Raw genomic sequence first — 20,017 nt, forward strand, 5'->3', positions numbered from 1 at the left:
CCCGCGAGCACCGCACACGCACCCCCGCACCCCACCGCCGCGCCCACCACCACGAGCGCCGTCCGGCCCGCGGGCCACGCCGCCTCCCGCTCCCCGAACGCCGGTGCCGCCGCCCCCGCCACGAACCACCCCACCGCGCACCCCGCGAGCACCGGCACCACCCCCGCCGCCCAGGTGAACGGCGACCCGGCCCCGGCTCCCGGCACCGCCGCGAGCAGCGGGAACTCCGGAAGCAGCGGCGCCGCCTGCGCGCCGAGCGGCCCGACCACGGTCCCCGTACCGAGCACGAACCCGGGCCCGAGCCCGTACGCCGCGCCCCACACCGCCGCGTTCGGCACCAGCGCGAGCGCGAGCAGGAGCACCGCGAACCGCCCCGACCACACCCCGGTGAGCCCCAGGAACGACTCCCGCACCAGGCCGCCGTGCAGCACGAGCGACACCCCGACGAGCAGCGCGCCCCCGCCCACGAGCACCACCGTCCCGGCGGTCGCCGCCCGGCCCGCGGCGAGCACCCGTTCCCGTACGAAGAAGCGCCGGAACGCGGCGGGAAGCCGTTCCCACGCGCGCGTCACCGCCTCCGGCAGCGGCCCCCGGGGCCGCCCGTGCGCCGCCCACACCCCCGAGCCCGCCGCCGCCACCGCGAGCACCGGCACGTGCCACGCCGCGCTCGGCCACGACGGCCGCAGCGCACCGCCCGCCGCGTACAGCGTGGCCGCGAGCCCCACCAGGAGGTAGCCCGCGACCACGCCCCACCACGCCGCGCGCACCCCCATCGCGCGCCCCTCCGGATCGGCCGCGTCCCGCGCGGCCCGGTGCAGCAGCCAGCACGGCAGCGCGAGCAGGAGCAGCGGCACCACCCCGACCGGCGCGGACGCCCCGGACAGCGTGTCGGTGCGGATCAGCTCCGTGCCGTGCGCGAGCAGCCACAGCGCCGCCGCCACGTGCAGCGCGCCGTCGGGGCCGCTGTCCGGGTACGGCGAGCTGATCCACAGGACCATCACCAGGACCGCGAGGGCGCCGAGCCCGAGGCCCGCCGCGATCGCCCCGCCAAGGACCCCCGTGGCGAACCCTGACGACCCGTCATGCGTCCGCCCCGCCACGACGGACGGGTTCGGCTGCTCCTGCGGCGGCGGCCAGGAACCGGAGTCGGAGTCGGTGAGATGGGTCACCCGGCCATGCTCCCAACGACACGCGCTTTCTTCGCGTAACACGCGAATACCGGATGTGTCGCCCAAGATACGTTTATGTTCTTTTTCGTACGGCGGGACGGCCGGCCATGACCCAGAGCCCGGCCTCCCCCAGCCTCTCGGCCCCGACCGAGCAGGGGGGACCCCCTTCGCTGCCGCCCCCCAAGGAGCGCCGCAGGCTGCGCGAGGCGAAGCCGCTGACCCAGGCCCAGCTCGCCGCGCTCGTGGGCGTCACCCGCGAGACCGTCCGCTCCTGGGAGTCCGGCCGCACGGAACCGCGCGGCAGCAGGCGCGCGGCCTACGCGAAGCTCCTGGCGTCCCTCGCGGAACCGGCGGCCCCGGCCGCCGCCGCCCCGGCCTGCGCAGCCTCGGCCCCCGCTGCTTCGACCGCGGCCGCTTCCTCAGCCGACGCGCTGGCGGAATCCGCCCTTCCGACCACCCCCGAAGAGGCCTTCGACACCCTCTGCGCCCGTACGGCCCCGGGCCTGCTCCGCCAGGCCTACGCCCTCACCGGCCACCGCGCCCTCGCCTCGGAGTCCGTGGAGCGCGCCTTCCAGCTCGCCTGGCAACGCTGGCCCGAGGTCGCCGTGGACCGCGACCCGGCGAGCTGGGTCCGCGCGGCCACGCACGAGTACGCGCTGTCCCCCTGGCACCGCTTCCGCCCCGGCCTGCGGCACCCGGACACGCCGCCCGCCGACGCCTCCGACCGCGCCGTCCTCGACGTCCTGCTCGGCCTGCCGCCCGCGCAGCGCCGCACCCTGATGCTCTACGACGGCGTCGGGCTCGACCTGCCCGAGACCGCCGCCGAGACGGAGGCCAGCACTCCGGCCGCGGCGGGACGGCTGCTCAGCGCCCGCGGGGCGATGGCCGAGCGGCTTTCGGACCTCGGCATCGCCGACCGGCCCGAGGCCCTGACCGAGCGGCTGACCGCGCTCGGCCGCGCGGAGCGGCTCGCCGTCCCGCGACCGGCCCGCGTCCGCACCGCCAGCGAGCGCCGCGCCCGTCTGTGGACCCGTGCCGCCATCGCCTTCACCGCGCTGATCGTCACCGCCACCGCCCTGACCCTGCGCACGGCCCCCACCCGCTACGAACCGCCCGTGCCCGCGGGCAAGGCCATCAGCGGCGTCCCTCCGAGGATGGGCCCGGGCCCCCTGACCCCCGAGGACGAGACCCTCAAACAGAAGCTCCGGTCGGCCCCGAACCCCGGCCCCGACCGGCTGACCCCCCAGGCGTACTAGCGTCGCGGAACACGGAAGCGGGCCCGCACCCAGATTCTGGGTGCGGGCCCGCTTCGCAGGACCGTGGAGGTCAGCCGGCCAGGATCGCCCGGGCCAGCTTCGCCGTCTCGGTGGGGGTCTTGCCGACCTTCACCCCGGCGGCCTCGAGGGCCTCCTTCTTCGCGGCGGCCGTGCCGGAGGAGCCGGAGACGATGGCGCCGGCGTGGCCCATCGTCTTGCCCTCGGGCGCGGTGAAGCCCGCGACGTAGCCGACGACCGGCTTGGTCACGTTGGCCTTGATGTAGTCCGCCGCACGCTCCTCGGCGTCGCCGCCGATCTCACCGATCATCACGATCAGGTCGGTGTCGGGGTCGGCCTCGAACGCGGCCAGGGCGTCGATGTGCGTCGTACCGATGACCGGGTCGCCACCGATGCCGACGGCCGACGAGAAGCCGATGTCGCGCAGCTCGTACATCATCTGGTACGTGAGCGTGCCGGACTTCGAGACCAGGCCGATGCGGCCCGGCTTCGTGATGTCGCCCGGGATGATGCCCGCGTTCGACTGACCGGGGGTGATCAGACCCGGGCAGTTCGGACCGATGATCCGCGTCGTGTTGCCCTTCTCCACGGCGTACGCGTAGAACGCGGCGGAGTCGTGGACGGCGATGCCCTCGGTGATGACGACCGCGAGCGGGATCTCGGCGTCGATGGCCTCGACGACGGCGGCCTTCGCGAAGGCCGGGGGCACGAAGAGGACGGAGACGTTGGCGCCCGTCTTCTCCATCGCCTCGGCGACGGTGCCGAAGACCGGGATCTCGGTGCCGTCGATGTCGACCGTGGTGCCCGCCTTGCGCGGGTTCACGCCGCCGACGATGTTCGTGCCGTCACCCAGCATGAGCTTGGTGTGCTTCATGCCCGTGGCACCGGTCATGCCCTGGACGATGACCTTGGAGTCCTTGTTGAGGAAAATAGCCATGGCTGTTTGGTCCCTCGTCCCTTACTTCGCAGCCGCGAGCTCGGCGGCCTTGTCGGCCGCGCCGTCCATGGTGTCCACACGCTGCACCAGCGGGTGGTTGGCGTCGGAGAGGATCTTGCGACCCAGCTCGGCGTTGTTGCCGTCGAGGCGGACGACGAGCGGCTTCTCCACCTTCTCGCCCTTCTCCTCGAGGAGCTTGAGCGCCTGGACGATGCCGTTGGCGACCTCGTCACAGGCGGTGATGCCGCCGAAGACGTTGACGAAGACGGACTTGACCGCCGGGTCGCCGAGGATGATCTCCAGGCCGTTCGCCATCACCTGGGCGGAGGCGCCGCCGCCGATGTCGAGGAAGTTGGCCGGCTTCACGCCGCCGTGGTTCTCACCGGCGTACGCGACGACGTCGAGGGTCGACATGACCAGACCCGCGCCGTTGCCGATGATGCCGACCTCGCCGTCGAGCTTGACGTAGTTGAGGTCCTTGGCCTTGGCGGCAGCCTCGAGCGGGTCGGCTGCCTCCTTGTCCTCGAGGGCCTCGTGCTCCGGCTGGCGGAAGTCGGCGTTGGCGTCCAGGGACACCTTGCCGTCCAGGGCCAGGATGTCGCCGGAGGCGACCTTGGCCAGCGGGTTGACCTCGACGAGGAGGGCGTCCTCCTTGAGGAAGGTCTCCCACAGCGTCACCAGGACGTCGGCGACCTTGTCCGCGACCTCGGCCGGGAACTTCGCCGCCTCGACGATCTCCCGCGCCTTCTCCGGGGTCACGCCCTTGTTGGCGTCGATCGGGGTCTTGGCGACGGCCTCCGGGCGGGTGGCCGCCACCTCCTCGATGTCCATGCCGCCCTCGACGGAGGCGATGGAGAGGAAGGTGCGGTTGGTGCGGTCCAGGAGGAAGGAGACGTAGTACTCCTCCACGATCTCCGGGGCCGTCTCGGCGATCATCACCTTGTGGACCGTGTGGCCCTTGATGTCCATGCCGAGGATGTCCGTCGCGCGAGCGACGGCCTCGTCCGGCGTCGCCGCCAGCTTCACGCCGCCGGCCTTGCCGCGGCCACCAACCTTCACCTGCGCCTTCACGACCGATTTGCCGCCAAGGCGCTCAGTCGCCGCGCGCGCCGCCTCAGGCGTGTCGATGACTTCACCGGCCAGCACCGGTACACCGTGCTTGGCGAAGAGGTCCCTCGCCTGGTACTCGAACAGGTCCACGCGCGTCCGTCCCTTTTCAGTGATCTCGCGCCGCTGTCGCTTAGCGGCTTCAGTCTCTGCGTGCTCTGCGTGGGCGTGCCGCGAAGGGCAACGTGACTGCGCTGTCACAAGGGAGGCGTAGCCGAAGAGTCCGGTACGCGGCATGTCCGTCTCGCAGGTTATCGCCGTGGGACCTGCGTCCCTAAATCGCAGATCACATTTGCGCGGTGATGACGGTCACAGATCGTGCCCGACGTGGTAGGCGGGCGGGCCGCGAGCGGCCCTTCGGCGCGGTCCCTCACGGCCTCCGGGCCCCGGCGGGCCCCGCCGGTGACGCTCTCGACGGACCCCACCCGTTCGCTCCCGCGATCAGTCGCCGCACGGCGCGCCGCCCTCGCGAGGGCCCGGACACCGCCGCTCGCCGTCCCGCCCGCGAAGGCCGCACGACCCGTTACCGAGGAGTACTACTCCGGTCCGGTACGGGCAGAGGGCGGCGCTCGATCGCGGCGGCCATCACTTCGGGGAAGTGGTCGGGGGTGCAGGCGAACGCCGGAGCGCCGAGGGCGGCGAGCGCGGCCGCGTGGTCGTGGTCGTACGCGGGCGCCCCCTCGTCGGACAGCGCGAGCAGCGTCACGAACTGCACTCCGGAGGCCTTCATCGCCGCGACCCGCTTCAGCATCTCGTTCCGTATCCCGCCCTCGTACAGGTCCGAGATCAGGACCACGACCGTGTCGGCGGGGCGGGCTATGCGCGACTGGCAGTACGCGAGCGCCCTGTTGATGTCGGTGCCGCCGCCGAGCTGCGTGCCGAAGAGCACCTCCACGGGGTCGTCGAGCTGGTCCGTCAGATCGACGACGCTGGTGTCGAACACCACGAGCCGCGTGCTGATCGACCGCATGGACGCGAGGACCGCGCCGAACACCGAGGCGTAGACGACGGACGCCGCCATCGAACCGGACTGGTCGACGCAGAGGATGACGTCCTTCTTCACCGCCTGCGAGGCCCGCCCGTACCCGACGAGGCGCTCGGGGACCACCGTCCTGTACTCGGGCAGGTAGTGCTTGAGGTTGGCCGCGATCGTGCGGTTCCAGTCGATGTCGTGGTGGCGGGGCCTGCGCACCCGCGCGCTGCGGTCGAGCGCGCCGGTGAGCGTGGCGCGGGTGCGGGTCGCGAGCCGCTTCTCCAGGTCGTCGACGACCTTGCGCACGACGGCTCTCGCGGTGTCCTTCGTCTCCTCCGGCATCGCCTGGTTCAGCGAGAGCAGCGTGCCGACCAGGTGGACGTCCGCCTCCACCGCCTCCAGCATCTCCGGCTCCAGGAGCAGCGCGGAGAGCCCGAGGCGGTCGATCGCGTCGCGCTGCATGACCTGCACGACGGACGACGGGAAGTACGTCCGGATGTCACCGAGCCACCGCGCGACCGACGGCGCCGACGCCCCGAGCCCCGCCGCACGCGCCTGCCCCCGGTCCTTCCCGCGCCCACCGCCCCCGTACAGCGAGGACAGCGCCCCGTCCATCGCGGCGTCCCGCCCGGTCAGCGCGCGGCCGGTGCCGTCCGGCCCGTCCCCGCCGAGCACGAGCCGCCACCGCCGCAGCCGCTCGTCGCCCGCCACACCAGCCGGGCCCGCCACACCAGCCGGGCCCGTCACACCACCCGTGCCTGTCACACCACCCGTGCCTGTCACACCAGCCGTGCCCGCCACGCCAGCCGCGCCCGCCACACCACCCGTGCCTGTCACACCACCCGTGCCCGCCACGCCAGCCGCGCCCGCCACACCACCCGTGCCTGTCACACCACCCGCGCCTGTCACACCAGCCGTTCCCGTCACGCCAGCCGCGCCCGCCACACCACCCGCGCCCGTCATCGGGTCACCCCCACGAGGCCGCTGTCCCGCACAGCCGTGGCCCGGCTACCGCCGGAGCCGCTGCCGCGGCCGTCACCACGGCCGCCGCCCCAGCCCGTGTCACCGTCACCGTCGTCGGCACTCCCGTACACCACACCACCGCCTTCGAGTCGATCGTCCGCTCCTCCGGCCCCGCCCCTGCCGCCCCCGAGCCCCAGCAACAGCCCCAGCACGGGCAGGACCGCGTCCGCCCGCTCCCGGTCGAGCTCCTGGGCGAACCCGGGCACCCCCGCGGCGACCGCCGCGGCCCCGCCCCGCCCGGGCCCCCGCCGCACCAGCTCGCCGAGCGTGCGCCGCACCCCCGCCTCGTACGCGGAGAACGTCCGCCGCAGCAGCGGCAGCACGTCGACGAACGCCTCGGCCGACACCCCCGTGAGCCACTGGTCGACGAGCCCGAGCAGCCGCTCGTCGTGCACCAGCAGCATCCCGCCGCCCGCGCCCCCGCCGACGAACCCCTCGATCCACGCGGCCGCCTCCCCCGGCTCGCTCCCCCGCGACAGAGCGAGCCCCATCAACCGCGCGGCCTCCCCCTCCGCCAGCACCCCGTCATCCATCAACAACCGAGCACACCGCCCCCGGACACCCCCGACGACCCGCTCCCCCTCAGCGATCCCCCGCAACACCCGAAGCCAACGCGCCCGAAGACCACCACGAGCGATCTCCGCTGAGGGGTGGGCACAGCTCCCGTCGCCCAGCACCGTGTCACCGCCCCCGGGCTCAGCCGCGGCCGAACCCCCCAGCGACCCCAGCAACCCCACAGCCCCATGCACCGCGTCCACGCGGCCCCTCATCCGCTCGGCCGCCTCCGCGTCAAGCCCCACACAGGCCGACGGCAACCCCACGCACACCCGCTCCGCGAGCCCGAGCGCCACCTCCCCCAACGCCCCGGTGTCCGTGCCCCGCACGTCCCCGTACCGCAGCGACCGCACCAGCGCGGGCAGCGCCTCCGCCAGACGGCCCACGTCCGCGTCCAGGGCCGCCCGGTCGGCGAGCACCCGCATCACCACCGGCAGGGCCGACGGCAGCTCGGCCAGCAGGCACCGCTCCGCCAGGGCCGTGACGTCGGCGAGGGCCTCCGCACCCACGGCGTCCGCCCGCGCCTTGGCGGTCGCCGCGGCCGCGACCGTCGTGCCCCACACCCCGGCCTCGGCGACCCGCACCGACAGCTCCGGCTCCCACCGCAGCCGCCAGGTCTCCCGGAACGTGCCGGTGCTGCCGCGCGCCTGAGCCTGCTCGCCCCAGCCGACGCCGAGCAGCCGCAGCCGGTGCAGGAGCCTGCTGCGCGCCGCGTCGGTCTCCTTGCGCAGGTCGAGCTCCACCTCGCGCTCCAGCGCCTCCGGCTTGAACCGCAGCTTGCGCTGGAGGCGGCTGAGGTCCCGCTGCAACGGCACGGCAGGGGCGGACTCCGGCACTTCGCCGAGCACGTCGCCGACGACGAGCCTGTCGTGCACCAGGGCGAGGGGCACGTCCGAGCCGTCGCACATCACGGCCCGCACCGCGTCCAGCGTCTCGGTGAGCCCGGCAAGGGGCCGCCCGCGCATCGCCGCGAGCGTGTCGGCGAGCCGCACCGCCTCGATGACGTGCGCGGACGACACGATCCTGCCCTCCTCCCTGAGCAGCATCGCGACCCTGGTCAGCCAGCGCTCGACGGGCCGGTCGGGCGCGCCGAACAGATGGCCGTACCAGCCGGGCGAGTCGATGCCCGCGCCGTACCCGCTCGTACGGGCGAGGCGGCGGTGCGTCCAGGGCACCCACGTCATGTCGACCTTGACCTTCGGCAGGCCCTTGAGCAGGGCCCGGTCCGCGGCCACGGTCGTCCGCTGCCGCAGCGCGGGCACGTGCCAGGCCCCGCAGACCACGGCGACGCCCTCGGCCCCGAACTCCCGCTGTGCCGCCCGCACTTGCAGCCGCATGTACGCCTCACGCAGCAGGTCCCGGCCCTCGCCGTCGCCGCCCGGGGTCTCGCGCAGCGCCCCCATGGCCTCGCCGAGCGCCTCGAACGGGGCGAACGGGTCGGCGCCCGCCCCCCGGTGCTCGACCACGTCCTCCCACCAGCGCTCCGGGTCGTCGTACCCCGCGGCCCCGGCGAGCGTGCCGATGGGGTCGCCCCTGCCGGGGCCCGGCTCCTCCTCGCGGCGCGCGAGCGTGTGCGCGGCCGGGAGGTCCATGAACCGCACCGGCACCCCGCGCCGCACGGCCCACCGGATCGCCACCCACTCCGGCGAGAACTCCGCGAGCGGCCAGAACGCCGACCGGCCCGGCTCGTCCACCACGTGCGCGAGCAGGGCGACCGGCGGCCGCATGTCCGCGTCGACGGCGAGCCGTACGAGGTCGTCGGCCTCCGGCGGGCCCTCGATCAGGAGCACCCGCGGAGCCGCGGCGTCGAGCGCGGCCCGCACCGCGCGCGCGGAGCCGGGACCGTGGTGCCGCACCCCGAGCAGCAGCGGCCCGCCGGCCCTTTCCGTGGCGGTCGTCATGCGCTCACCTCGCGGCACGCGCGGTAGAAGTCCTTCCACCCGTCGCGCTCGCGCACGACCGCTTCCAGGTACTCCTGCCAGACCACCGAGTCCGCCGCCGGGTCCCGCACGACCGCGCCGAGGATGCCCGCGGCGACGTCACCGGGGCGCAGCACGCCGTCCCCGAAGTGCGCGGCGAGCGCCAGGCCGTTGGTGACCACGGAGATCGCCTCGGCCGTCGAGAGCGTGCCGCTCGGCGACTTCACCTTCGTACGGCCGTCCGTCGTGACGCCGTCGCGCAGCTCGCGGAAGACCGTGACGACGCGGCGGATCTCGTCGATGCCGTCGGGCGCGGCGGGCAGGTCGAGGGAGCGCCCGATCTGGTCGACGCGGCGCGCGACGATGTCGACCTCGGCGTCGGCGCTCGCCGGCAGCGGAAGGACGACCGTGTTGAAGCGGCGGCGCAGCGCGCTGGACAGGTCGTTGACCCCGCGGTCGCGGTCGTTCGCCGTGGCGATCAGGTTGAAGCCGCGGACGGCCTGCACTTCCTCGCCCAGCTCCGGTATGGGCAGGGTCTTCTCCGACAGGATCGTGATCAGCGTGTCCTGTACGTCCGCGGGGATGCGGGTCAGCTCCTCGACCCGGGCCGTCATGCCCTCGGCCATGGCGCGCATCACCGGGCTGGGCACGAGGGCGTCGCGGCTGGGGCCGTGGGCGAGCAGCTGCGCGTAGTTCCACCCGTAGCGAATGGCTTCCTCGGGGGTGCCCGCCGTGCCCTGCACCAGCAGCGTCGAGTCGCCGCTGACCGCCGCCGCAAGATGCTCGGACACCCAGGTCTTCGCGGTGCCGGGCACGCCGAGCAGCAGCAGGGCGCGGTCGGTGGCGAGCGTGGTGACGGCGACCTCGACGATGCGGCGCGGGCCCACGTACTTGGGCGTGATCACGGTCCCGTCCGGCAGCGTGCCGCCCAGCAGATACGTGGCCACGGCCCAGGGCGAGAGCCGCCAGCGGGCCGGGCGCGGCCGGTCGTCCTGCCCGGCGAGCGCGGCGAGTTCGGCGGCGAAGGCGTCCTCGGCGTGCGGCCGCAGCTCCTGTGCCGCGCTCGCCCCGCCGCCCTCCGCGGGCCTCACGGATGCGGCGCGTCCGCCGGTCGGCTCCACGGAAACGGTCATGGTGGTCCCCCTCAAGCTCGGGCATGCGCGAGCCACCCGAAGCGCGCATGCGTCGGCAACGACGCGGCCTCGCCGACGGCTTGGCCGCGATGTGGTTCCCACGGTGCACCACGCCACTGACAATCGCCCTCGACAGGACTCTGACCTGCGTAAAGGACGTACTCGCGGCTGATTGTCAGTGGCGGGACCTACCGTCGACGACATGACTCAGCAGGGGGTGCGCTGGACGGCGGACCAGGTGCTGGCACTGGCACCTGACGCACCGTCACGCAAGGCGGGAAGCAGGCTCGGCACGGCCGGGCCGTGGGCACAGACGGGCAGTTCGGGCGAGGGGGCGGTGTGGGGACTGTGCAAGGGCAGCGGCAGCAAGCCGTACCAGACGGTGATCGACGTGGCGGACGCGGCGGGCCCGGCGTACACATGCAGCTGCCCGAGCCGCAAGTTCCCCTGCAAGCACGCGCTCGGCCTGCTGCTGCTCTGGGCGGGCCCGGACGGCTCCGCGGGTTCTGACGGGGCGTCCGGGGCGGTGCCCGAGAGCGCGCTGCCGCCGGACTGGGCGCGGCAGTGGCTGGACTCGCGGCGCAAGCGGGCGGAGACGAAGCGGAGTGCGGCCGCGGCGCCGCAGCGGACGACCGCCGATCCGGAGGCCGCGCGCAAGCGGGCGGAGCGCCGCGCCGAGCGCGTCACGGCGGGCGCGACGGAGCTGGAGCGCCGCCTGTCCGACCTGCTGCGCGGCGGCCTGGCCACGGCCGAGCAGTCGGGATACGGCCTGTGGGAGGAGACGGCCGCCCGCATGGTCGACGCCCAGGCTCCCGGACTCGCCGCGCGGGTGCGGGAGTTGGGGGCGATACGCTCCTCCGGCTCCGGCTGGCCCGCCCGGCTCCTGGAGGAGTGCGCCCTGCTGCACCTGCTCGCCTCGGGCTGGCTGCGCCGCGACGAGCTGCCCGCCCCGCTGGCGGCCACGGTCCGCTCCCGCGTCGGCCTGCCCGCACCGGAGCGGTCCGCACCGATCAGGGACAACTGGCAGGTCCTCGCGCAGTACGACACGGCGGACAGCAAGCTCACCACGCGCCGCGTCTGGGTGCACGGCGAGCGGTCCGGGCGCACCGCCCTGCTCCTGTCGTACGGGGCGGCGGGCCGCGCCCCCGCCCTCAGCCTGCCGGTCGGCCTGGCCCTGGACGCCGAACTGGTGCCGTACGCCGCCGAACCGGCGGTGCACGGGCTCCGCGCCGACCTGGGCGAGCAGTTCACTGCCCCGGCCCCCACCACGGGCCGCCCGCCGGGCCTGCCCCCGAGGGAGGCGACGGCCCGCTACGGCGAGGCGCTGCGCGTCGACCCGTGGCTGGACGCCTGGCCGACCACCCTCGCCCGGGTGATACCGGTCCCGGCCCGCGCCACCGCGTCGGGCAGGGGCGGCGGCCCCGGCGCCACCGCCGAATGGCAACTGGCCGACGCCGACGGCGCATCGGCCCTGCCCATAGCCCCGTCCGCCGCGTCCCGCTCCGGCCTCTGGCGCCTGGTCGCCCTGTCCGGAGGCGCCCCGCTCACCGTCTTCGGCGAGTGCGGCCACCGGGGCTTCACCCCCCTGGCGGCCTGGGCGGACGGCACGACGGAAACCGTGCGGCTGTGAGAGGAGAGGGAGCGAAGATGCCGACATCCACGTCCACGTCCACGTCCACATCCACACCCACACCCGCCGCCCGCGCGCGGGAGCCGCGTACGCCCTGGACGGAGCCGACGGCCCCACCGCCCGAGGCGCAGGCACAGCCCCAGGGACCGGCACCAGGACCAGCACCGGCACCGGCACCGGCACCGGCACCGGCACCGGCGGGCCAACTGCCCGGCCAGGCCGCCGCCGTCTTCACCCGCACCCCGTGGGAAGAGCTCGTCACGACGGCGCTCCTGGGCACCGACCGGCGTGCGCCGCACCTGGACGCGCCCGGCAGGGACGCTCCCACCGCCCTCCTGGACGCGGCGGCCGTCCAGACCGTGCACCGCAGGGCGGGCCTGCGCCCGGCGCCCGCCGCCGCGCGCCCCGAGCCCGCTCCCGAGGATCCCCGGCCCGTCGTGCCGCCCGCGGCCCGGCGCCGCCTCGCGAGCCTGCTCGCCGACCACCCGACCGCGGGCGGAGGCCGCCGGGGCACCGCGCCCGACCTGATGGAGCTGCTGCCCCAGTGGCTGGCCCTGGCCAACGACCGGGACTTCGCGGCCCCGCCGGAGCTGCTGCCCGCGCTGTTGAACGCGGCCCGCGGCCGCACCGACCTGCGCCCCCAGGCCCTGGCCTTCGCGGGCCCGCGCGCCCTGTGGCTCGCGGCGCTCAACCCGGACTGGAAGTTCGCGCTGCGCGCCGCCCCGCACAGCGCCACGGCCACCGCCGCGCAGGACGGGGCGGAGGTGGCGCGCCGCTGGCAGGAGGGCCTGTTCGCGGAGCGCGTCGCGCTCCTGGCCGCCCTGCGGGCACACGACCCCGCCGCCGCGCGCGAGCTCCTGGCCGACACCTGGACGACCGAGCGGGCCGAGGACCGGCTGATGTTCCTGGACTCGCTGCGCACGGGCCTCGGCCCGGCCGACGAGCCGTTCCTGGAGCAGGCCCTGGGCGACCGCAGCCGCAACGTCCGCTCCACGGCCGCCGAGCTCCTGTCCGCCCTGCCGACCTCGGCGCTCGCCGCCCGCATGGCCGACCGCGCCTCCTCCTGCGTGGCGCTCGACCGCACCGCGAGCACGCCGACGCTCACCGTGGAGGCCCCGCACGAGTGCGACGCGGGCATGGAGCGCGACGGCGTCGTCCCCAAGCCGCCCGCGGGACGGGGCGAACGCTCCTGGTGGCTGGGCCAGCTGGTGGAGGCCGCTCCCCTCGCGACCTGGCAGAGCAGACTCGGCAGCCGCGCCCCCGGCGACATCGTGGCGCTCCCCGTCACCGACGACTGGCGGGGCGAGCTGCACGCCGCGTGGTGCCGCGCCGCCGTCCGCCAGCGCGACGCGACCTGGTCGCGGGCGCTGCTCGGCTCCCCTTCGGCGCCGGACGCGGCGGGGCCGGGCGCGGTGTCCCTGGCGGAGCGCGCCAAGCTCCTCGCCGCCCTGCACGCGCCCGAGCGGGCCGCGTGGGTGGCGGGCTTCATCGACGCGCACGGCCTGTCCGAGGCCTTCCAGCTGCTCGGCGTGTGCGCCGTGCCCTGGGCCCCCGACCTCGGCCGCGCGGTGGTGGACGCGCTGAACATCGCGCGCGACGCGGGCAGTTACCCCTGGAGCTTCAGCGGCGTCATGGGCCTCGCGGAGCGCTGCCTCGACCCCGCCGAAGCCGTGCGGCTCGACGCCCTCACGGCCGTGCCGGACGAGCACGAGGACGCCGCGCCCGGCGCCGGGGGCTACTGGTCGGAGGCCTTCCAGCGCCTGGTCACCACCCTGCGCCTGCGCGCGGTGATGCGGGAGGAGCTCACGCCTTGAGACACGCCACCACCCGGCCCGGCCCGCCGGGGCAGCGCCCCGCAGTCCTGGCCGAGGACCGCGCGGGCCTACGCCTCGCTGGGCTGCCGCACGTTCTCCCGGACCCACTCCACGATCGCTGTGGTCGTCGCCCCGGGCGTGAAGATCTCCGCGACGCCCATCTCCTTGAGCGGCGGGATGTCCTCCTCGGGAATGATCCCGCCGCCGAAGACCTGGATGTCCGCCGCGTCGCGCTCCTTCAGGAGCTCGATGACGCGGGCGAACAGCGTCATGTGCGCCCCGGACAGGATGGACAGGCCGATCGCGTCGGCGTCCTCCTGGATGGCCGTGTCGACGACCTGCTCGGGCGTCTGGTGCAGGCCGGTGTAGATGACCTCCATGCCGGCGTCGCGCAGGGCCCGCGCGATCACCTTGGCCCCGCGATCGTGGCCGTCGAGCCCCGGCTTGGCGACCACCACGCGGATCGGACCGGCTCCCACACCCATCACTGCCTCCATGTACCGACGTCCATGTACGGAAATCCCGCTGTCCCAGCACGGATACCCCGCGCCGCACCGGCCGGGTAGGTGAACGAACGTTATCGCCAGCATCCCGCAGCACGCCGTTTCGTGGTGGAGAGGGAGGGGGAAATCACACGGTGGGACACGTTCGCTGCGCGCCGCCCCCGATTCACGGGGCGAGAAGCCGGGGGCCGCGCGAGGGGAGCCGCTGCGAGGCCGCCGCGCCACCATGCCGTCAGCCGCACGGCATGGTAGCGGCGGCGCATCGCCCGCGGTGCGACGCATCGTGGTTCGTCATGCCTCGGTCACGGCTTCCCCTGAGGGGCACACGGGGGACAAGGGTGTCTCCCCGTGTGCCGACCGGGAGGTCGACATGACGCTCACGAGGGTCCAGCCCTTTCGCCTCTGCGGAGCACTGCTGCCCGCGAGACTGGCGGGACTCCCCATCGCCCTGCTGAAGGCAACAGCCCTGGAGCTCGCGATCCTCGCCGGGCACCTGCTGCTGTATCCCTCGGGCATCGTCCAGGAGAGGCGCGCGGCCCCACCGCCGCCACCCCCCGACGCCCCACGGCTGCCGACGCGGGACAAGCCCCCGGTCCTGCTCCTGCACGGCTTCATCGACAACCGCTCCGTGTTCGTCCTGCTGCGCCGCAGCCTGGCGCAGCACGGCAGACAGCACCTCGAATCCCTCAACTACTCGCCGCTGACCTGCGACATCCGCAAGGCCGCCGAGCTGCTCGGCCGCCATGTGGAGGAGATCTGCGAGCGCACGGGACACGAGCGCGTGGACATCGTCGGCCACAGCCTCGGCGGCCTCATCGCCCGCTACTACGCGCAGCGGCTCGGCGGCGACGCCCGCGTCCGCACGCTGGTCACCCTCGGCACCCCGCACACGGGCACCCGCGTCGTGCCGCTGGCGGACGCGCACCCGATCGTCCGCCAGATGCGGCCGGGATCGGACGTGATCGAGGAGCTGCGGGAGCCCGCGCCAGGCTGCCGTACGCAGTTCGTGAGCTTCTGGAGCGAGCTGGACCAGCTGATGGACCCGGTCGAGACGGCCTGCGTCGACCATCCCGACCTGGTCGCGCAGAACGTGCGCGTCTCCGGCATCGGGCACCTCGCCCTGCCGGTGCATCCCGCCGTCGCCACGGCGATCCGGCAGGCGCTCGACCTCACGAAGCCGGCCGCCGACACCCCGGCGTCGGCGGACGGTCTGACGGTCGCCTGACCCGCACGGTTCGAAGACGGGCGGTCCGGGCGCGACGGTACGAGAGCGGCGGACAGACACGTCCGTCGCGCCCCGGACCGCGCCCCCGGACCACCCGGCCCCTCACGACGACGGCCGGAGGGCCCGCCGGGGCGCGCACACGGGATCCCCACACCTCTGACCTCGAACACTCCTCGAACGCCAGGCCAAGCCTGTGCCCGCAGTCCGCCGAAAGGCGGCCGAATGCCCGTTTCCTGCGAGCACGGAACCTGCCGAAGATTGTCGCGCCCGCATACCGCCGGGTACAGTCGCGGCACTGCGCTGCCAGCCCCCATGCTGTCGAGGCGAAAGAGAAGTTGGTGAACGACCGTCACCCGCCGGGGACCCCCGCTCCGGCCCCGGCACCCGACGCCGACTACGCTCCCTACGGTTCCTACGACCAGAGCGCGCAGCACGTCGGCTACGGGTACGACGGCTACGCCACCGGAAGCTTCACCGCCACCGGGTTCAACGCCCCAGGTGCGTATGACGGCACGGGCGTCTTCGACACTTCCGGCTCCGGATTCGCGGTCGGCGGAGGTTTCCCCTCCGACCCGCTCTTCGGCGAGCTTCCCGGCCAGGCCTACGACACCGGCCAGTGGGCCGCGGCGGGCCAGCAGCCCCCGGGCCACGACGGGTTCAGCGCCCCGCAGGGCCTCTCCCCGTACGACACGGGCAGCCACGACACGACGGGCGCGTGGGACACCGGCGGCTACCAGCAGCTCGCGGACATCCCGTCCCAGCCGGGCCCGGACGCCGCCTGGTCCCCCACCTGGACCGACGCCCAGCAGACCGGCCAGTGGGCCACCCAGGTCTTCGACACCGGCGCGTACGACGCCACCGCCTGGAACTCCGACGGCGGCCACGAGCCGTACGGCGCGACGCCCGAGACGTACGGGACCGACGGGACGGACAGCACCGGCGGTGCGGCCCCCGATCCGGGCGACGCCTACGAGAACGGCGACACCCTGACCGCCGCGTACGGCCAACCGGCCACCGGCGGAGACGAGTTCACCCCCGACGACACGCCCGGCGAAGAACTCGGCGGCATCGAAGCGGGTGCGAACCTCAGCGAGCACGCCCCCGACGAGCGCCCCCGCTCCACCCGCGCCGCCTCCTCGCGCACCCGCACCCGCTCGCGCCGCTCCCCCGCCAAGCGTTCCGCGCTCCTCACCGTCGCCGTGCCGTCGGCGTGCGTGATGGGCGTCGCCGGGGTGGCCGCCGCGTCGGTGAGCGGCCTCAGCGGAGGCGACGACGACGGCAAGGAGACGCGGGCGGCGTCCGCCCCTGACCCCGCGTCCGTGCAGCCGTCCGCCGCGAACAACAAGCTCGACACGCAGCTGGCCAACCTCTCCGCCGACGCGGGCGACTTCGCCGACCGCGCGAGCCGTACGCAGGAACGTATCGACCTCAAGGCCGCGAAGGACGCCGCGCACCGGAAGGCGGTGGCCGAGGCCGCGCGCAAGGAGCGGCTGCGCCCGAAGTTCGCGCTCCCCGTCTCCCAGCACGGCCTGAGCGCGTACTACGGCCAGGCGGGCATCAACTGGATGTCACAGCACTCCGGGATCGACTTCCCGGTGTCGTACGGCACCCCCGTGATGGCCGCGACCGACGGCGTCGTCTCCACGAAGTGGAACAGCGCCTACGGAAACATGGCCATCGTGACCGCCAAGGACGGCACGGAGACGTGGTACTGCCACCTCTCCACGCACAAGATCTCCAACGGCCCCGTGAAGGCGGGCGACACCATCGCCTACTCCGGGAACTCCGGCAACTCCACCGGGCCCCACCTGCACTTCGAGGTGCGCCCCGGCGGCGGCTCGGCGATAGACCCCCTGTCGTGGCTGCGCAGCCACGGCCTGGACCCGACGTAGGCGGACGCGCGCTCCGCCGCGGCCCGGCGCCCTCCTCGTGGAGGCGGCCAGGGCCCCCTCCACGAGGCGTCACTCGGACTTCAACCGGCAGCCTTCAGACTTCCGGCTTCCGCTTCCGGCTTCCGGCTTCCGGCTTCCGGAGAAGTGGTCAGAGCTTCTCCACCGGCGCGTACCGCAGCAGCAGCCGCTTCGGCTTCTCCGCGCCGAAGTCCACCGTCGCCTCCGCGTTCGCCCCCGTGCCCTTCACTCCGACCACCGTGCCGAGGCCGAACTGGTCGTGCGTGACGCGGTCGCCCACGGCGAGCGACACCACCGGCTTCTCCGTCGCACGGCGCGTGGCAAAGCCCTGCGCGCCCCCCGCGCGCGAGCGCGACGACGACAGCGAGGACGCCACTCCCCCGGCGGGCCCCGACGAGACGGGCGCACCGACGGAACCCGTGCGCTTCCACTCCAGGTGGGTCGCCGGGATCTCCTCCAGGAAGCGCGACGGCGGGTTGTACGACGGCTGGCCCCAGGCGCTGCGCATCGAGGACCGCGTGAGGTAGAGCCGCTCCCGCGCGCGCGTGATGCCGACGTACGCGAGGCGGCGCTCCTCCTCCAGCTCCTTGGTCTGGCCGAGGGCGCGCATGTGCGGGAACACGCCGTCCTCCATGCCGGTCAGGAACACGACCGGGAATTCGAGGCCCTTGGCGGTGTGCAGCGTCATGAGCGTGATGACGCCCGAGCCGTCGTCCTCCTCGTCCGGGATCTGGTCGGAGTCGGCGACGAGCGCCACCCGCTCCAGGAAGTCGGACAGCGATCCGGCCTCGCCCTCCTGGCGCTCCTGCTCGAACTCCAGGGCCACGGCGGCCAGTTCCTGGAGGTTCTCGATGCGCGTCTCGTCCTGCGGGTCCGTGGAGGACTGCAACTCCGCCAGATATCCGGTCCGTTCGAGCACGGCCTCCAGGACGACCGCCGGGCCCGCGCCCGACTCGACAACGGTGCGCAGCTCCTCCATGAGCGTGTTGAACCGCTTGACGGCGTTCACCGAGCGGGCCGCCATGCCGTACGCCTCGTCCACGCGCCGCAGCGCCTGGGGGAAGGAGATCTTCTCGCGCTGCGCGAGCGCGTCGATCATGGCTTCGGCGCGGTCGCCGATGCCGCGCTTCGGCACGTTCAGAATGCGGCGCATCGGTACGCCGTCCTCCGGGTTGGCGAGGACCCGGAGATAGGCCAGGACGTCGCGGACTTCCTTGCGCTCGTAGAAGCGGACGCCGCCGACGACCTTGTAGGGCAGGCCGACGCGGATGAAGATCTCTTCGAAGACACGCGACTGCGCGTTCGTCCGGTAGAAGATCGCCACGTCGCCGGCCTTCGCGTCGCCCGCGTCGGTGAGGCGGTCGATCTCGTCGGCGACGAACTGCGCCTCGTCGTGCTCGGTGTCGGCGACGTAGCCGGTGATGCCGGCGCCCGCGCCCGCGTTCGTCCACAGGTTCTTGGGGCGGCGGCTCTCGTTGCGCTCGATGACCGCGTTGGCGGCGCTGAGGATCGTCTGCGTGGAGCGGTAGTTCTGCTCCAGGAGGATCGTGGTGGCGTCCGAGTAGTCCTCCTCGAACTGGAGGATGTTGCGGATCGTGGCGCCGCGGAAGGCGTAGATGGACTGGTCGGCGTCACCGACCACGCACAGCTCGCCGGGCGCCTCGCCCTCCTCGCCCTCCTGCGGGGTGGGGCCGACCAGCTCGCGCACGAGCGCGTACTGCGCGTGGTTCGTGTCCTGGTACTCGTCGACCATGACGTGCCGGAAGCGGCGGCGGTAGTGCTCGGCGACGTCCGGGAAGGCGCGCAGGAGGTGCACCGTGGTCATGATCAGGTCGTCGAAGTCGAGGGCGTTGGCCTCGCGGAGCCGCGACTGGTACATCGCGTACGCCTGGGCGAGGGTCTTCTCGAAGCCGTCGGCGGCCTGGGCGGCGAAGTCCTCCTCGTCGATCAGCTCGTTCTTCAGGTTCGAGATCTTGGCGCTGAAGGACTTGGGCGGGAACTTCTTCGGGTCCAGGTCCAGGTCCCGGCAGACCAGGGCCATCAGGCGCTTGGAGTCCGCGGCGTCGTAGATCGAGAACGAGGACGTGAAGCCCAGCTTCTTGTACTCGCGGCGCAGGATGCGCACGCACGCGCTGTGGAACGTCGACACCCACATCGCGCCCGCGCGCGGGCCGACGAGCTGCTCGACGCGCTCCTTCATCTCGCCCGCGGCCTTGTTCGTGAACGTGATCGCGAGGATCTGGCCGGGGTGCACCCCGCGCTCGGCGAGCAGGTACGCGATCCGGTGGGTCAGCACGCGGGTCTTGCCGGAGCCCGCGCCCGCGACGATGAGCAGGGGGGATCCCGCGTGCACGACCGCCGCGCGCTGGTTCTCGTTCAGCCCGTCGAGGAGGGCCGCCGGGTCGAGTGCCGGGCGCGGGGCGCCGTCCCGGTAGTACCCGTCCCGGGGTGCGGGCGCGTCGAACTTCCCGTCGAACAGGTCGTCCGGAATCTGCTCCGGAGCGCTGTCCTCGGGCGGCGGCGGGGGCTCCTCCTCAGCGCCCTGCGAGGGCTTGAGGTCCGCCAGGAAGCTGTCGTCAAAGAGGCTGCTCATCGCCTCCCGAGTCTAGGCGGCCCCACTGACAGCCCGCCCCGGGTTCCGGCCACCGCCGGGCCGGCCGACTCCGTCCGCGGGGTGCCGCGAGGCGGTCGCGCCGGGCCACGCCGCAGGTGAGCCGTGTCGCGGCGGCACCGGGGAGAACGCGGAGGTGCGTAAAGTCACGAAAATGTATCGGGCATATCGAACATCAATCTTCCCCCGCGCCACAGGAGTTGGCTAGCGTGCTCCGCGGGCCGCACGTCCCCC

The 20,017-nt window shown here is 74.0% G+C and carries 13 protein-coding genes; 5 read left to right on the forward strand and 8 right to left on the reverse strand.

Going from position 1 to position 20,017, the window contains the following annotated elements; genetic code table 11:
* Window positions 1-1,100, reverse strand: a 1,100-nt coding sequence (locus IG74_RS0125135) for a DUF6350 family protein (protein ID WP_234334453.1), incomplete at its 3' end; no start/stop codon positions are given.
* 176 nt (window positions 1,101-1,276) lie between these two features.
* Between IG74_RS0125135 and IG74_RS0125140 the strand changes: the two genes are divergently transcribed.
* Window positions 1,277-2,425 carry a helix-turn-helix domain-containing protein gene (locus IG74_RS0125140; RefSeq protein WP_030681596.1) on the forward strand — a complete coding sequence of 383 codons (1,149 nt, stop codon included), beginning with the start codon at window positions 1,277-1,279 and terminating at the stop codon, window positions 2,423-2,425.
* Between the two features lie 70 nt (window positions 2,426-2,495).
* On the opposite strand, the gene sucD is transcribed toward IG74_RS0125140, so the two are convergent.
* From sucD to IG74_RS0125165, 5 genes are all read right to left on the reverse strand, one after another.
* On the reverse strand, window positions 2,496-3,380 hold the full coding sequence (gene sucD, locus IG74_RS0125145; protein WP_030681598.1) for a succinate--CoA ligase subunit alpha: 885 nt from the start codon (window positions 3,378-3,380) through the stop codon (window positions 2,496-2,498).
* A 21-nt stretch (window positions 3,381-3,401) separates the two neighbouring features.
* Window positions 3,402-4,580 (reverse strand): ADP-forming succinate--CoA ligase subunit beta, encoded by a 1,179-nt coding sequence (gene sucC, locus IG74_RS0125150; protein WP_030681600.1) that lies wholly within the window; start codon window positions 4,578-4,580, stop codon window positions 3,402-3,404.
* Between the two features lie 430 nt (window positions 4,581-5,010).
* Complete coding sequence (locus IG74_RS0125155; protein ID WP_030681602.1) at window positions 5,011-6,207, reverse strand: VWA domain-containing protein; 1,197 nt, start codon at window positions 6,205-6,207, stop codon at window positions 5,011-5,013.
* Between the two features lie 212 nt (window positions 6,208-6,419).
* A complete protein-coding gene (locus IG74_RS0125160) occupies window positions 6,420-8,939 on the reverse strand; it encodes a DUF5682 family protein (RefSeq protein ID WP_234334450.1) in 2,520 nt (839 codons plus the stop codon).
* Window positions 8,936-10,090: an ATP-binding protein gene (locus IG74_RS0125165; RefSeq protein WP_030681607.1), complete on the reverse strand. Its 1,155-nt coding sequence runs from the start codon at window positions 10,088-10,090 to the stop codon at window positions 8,936-8,938. The genes IG74_RS0125160 and IG74_RS0125165 overlap by 4 nt, the downstream gene beginning before the upstream one ends.
* Before the next feature lie 202 nt (window positions 10,091-10,292).
* Here IG74_RS0125165 and IG74_RS0125170 point away from each other — a divergent pair, with 202 nt between their 5' ends.
* Together IG74_RS0125170 and IG74_RS0125175 are read left to right on the forward strand one after the other, a co-directional pair.
* Window positions 10,293-11,720, forward strand: a complete 1,428-nt coding sequence (locus tag IG74_RS0125170) for an SWIM zinc finger family protein (protein ID WP_030681609.1) — start codon at window positions 10,293-10,295, stop codon at window positions 11,718-11,720.
* Window positions 11,721-11,737: 17 nt separating this feature from the next.
* Complete coding sequence (locus IG74_RS0125175; protein ID WP_234334451.1) at window positions 11,738-13,534, forward strand: DUF5691 domain-containing protein; 1,797 nt, start codon at window positions 11,738-11,740, stop codon at window positions 13,532-13,534.
* A gap of 68 nt (window positions 13,535-13,602) precedes the next feature.
* Here IG74_RS0125175 and IG74_RS0125180 read toward each other — a convergent pair whose 3' ends face one another.
* Complete coding sequence (locus tag IG74_RS0125180) at window positions 13,603-14,019, reverse strand: cobalamin B12-binding domain-containing protein (RefSeq protein ID WP_030681615.1); 417 nt, start codon at window positions 14,017-14,019, stop codon at window positions 13,603-13,605.
* A gap of 388 nt (window positions 14,020-14,407) precedes the next feature.
* Here IG74_RS0125180 and IG74_RS0125185 point away from each other — a divergent pair, with 388 nt between their 5' ends.
* Window positions 14,408-15,262, forward strand: coding sequence for an esterase/lipase family protein (locus IG74_RS0125185; protein ID WP_030681617.1), 855 nt, complete (start codon window positions 14,408-14,410; stop codon window positions 15,260-15,262).
* A 338-nt stretch (window positions 15,263-15,600) separates the two neighbouring features.
* The gene (locus IG74_RS0125190; RefSeq protein WP_030681619.1) at window positions 15,601-17,154 is read left to right on the forward strand and encodes a M23 family metallopeptidase; all 1,554 of its coding nucleotides are present in this window, start codon (window positions 15,601-15,603) and stop codon (window positions 17,152-17,154) included.
* A gap of 148 nt (window positions 17,155-17,302) precedes the next feature.
* On the opposite strand, the gene pcrA is transcribed toward IG74_RS0125190, so the two are convergent.
* Window positions 17,303-19,765, reverse strand: coding sequence for a DNA helicase PcrA (gene pcrA / locus IG74_RS0125195; RefSeq protein ID WP_030681622.1), 2,463 nt, complete (start codon window positions 19,763-19,765; stop codon window positions 17,303-17,305).
* Window positions 19,766-20,017: the final 252 nt, after the last annotated feature.

It is taken from the genome of Streptomyces sp. NRRL B-1347, from assembly GCF_000720325.1.
Taxonomy (GTDB): Bacteria; Actinomycetota; Actinomycetes; order Streptomycetales; family Streptomycetaceae; genus Streptomyces.

Coding starts and splice junctions, on each gene's coding strand:
- IG74_RS0125180 (WP_030681615.1), bottom strand. CDS start 14,019: ATGGGTGTGGGAGCCGGTCCGATCCGCGTGGTGGTCGCCAAGCCGGGG.
- IG74_RS0125185 (WP_030681617.1), top strand. CDS start 14,408: ATGACGCTCACGAGGGTCCAGCCCTTTCGCCTCTGCGGAGCACTGCTG.
- IG74_RS0125140 (WP_030681596.1), top strand. CDS start 1,277: ATGACCCAGAGCCCGGCCTCCCCCAGCCTCTCGGCCCCGACCGAGCAG.
- sucD (WP_030681598.1), bottom strand. CDS start 3,380: ATGGCTATTTTCCTCAACAAGGACTCCAAGGTCATCGTCCAGGGCATG.
- IG74_RS0125175 (WP_234334451.1), top strand. CDS start 11,738: ATGCCGACATCCACGTCCACGTCCACGTCCACATCCACACCCACACCC.
- IG74_RS0125170 (WP_030681609.1), top strand. CDS start 10,293: ATGACTCAGCAGGGGGTGCGCTGGACGGCGGACCAGGTGCTGGCACTG.
- IG74_RS0125165 (WP_030681607.1), bottom strand. CDS start 10,090: ATGACCGTTTCCGTGGAGCCGACCGGCGGACGCGCCGCATCCGTGAGG.
- IG74_RS0125160 (WP_234334450.1), bottom strand. CDS start 8,939: ATGACGACCGCCACGGAAAGGGCCGGCGGGCCGCTGCTGCTCGGGGTG.
- pcrA (WP_030681622.1), bottom strand. CDS start 19,765: ATGAGCAGCCTCTTTGACGACAGCTTCCTGGCGGACCTCAAGCCCTCG.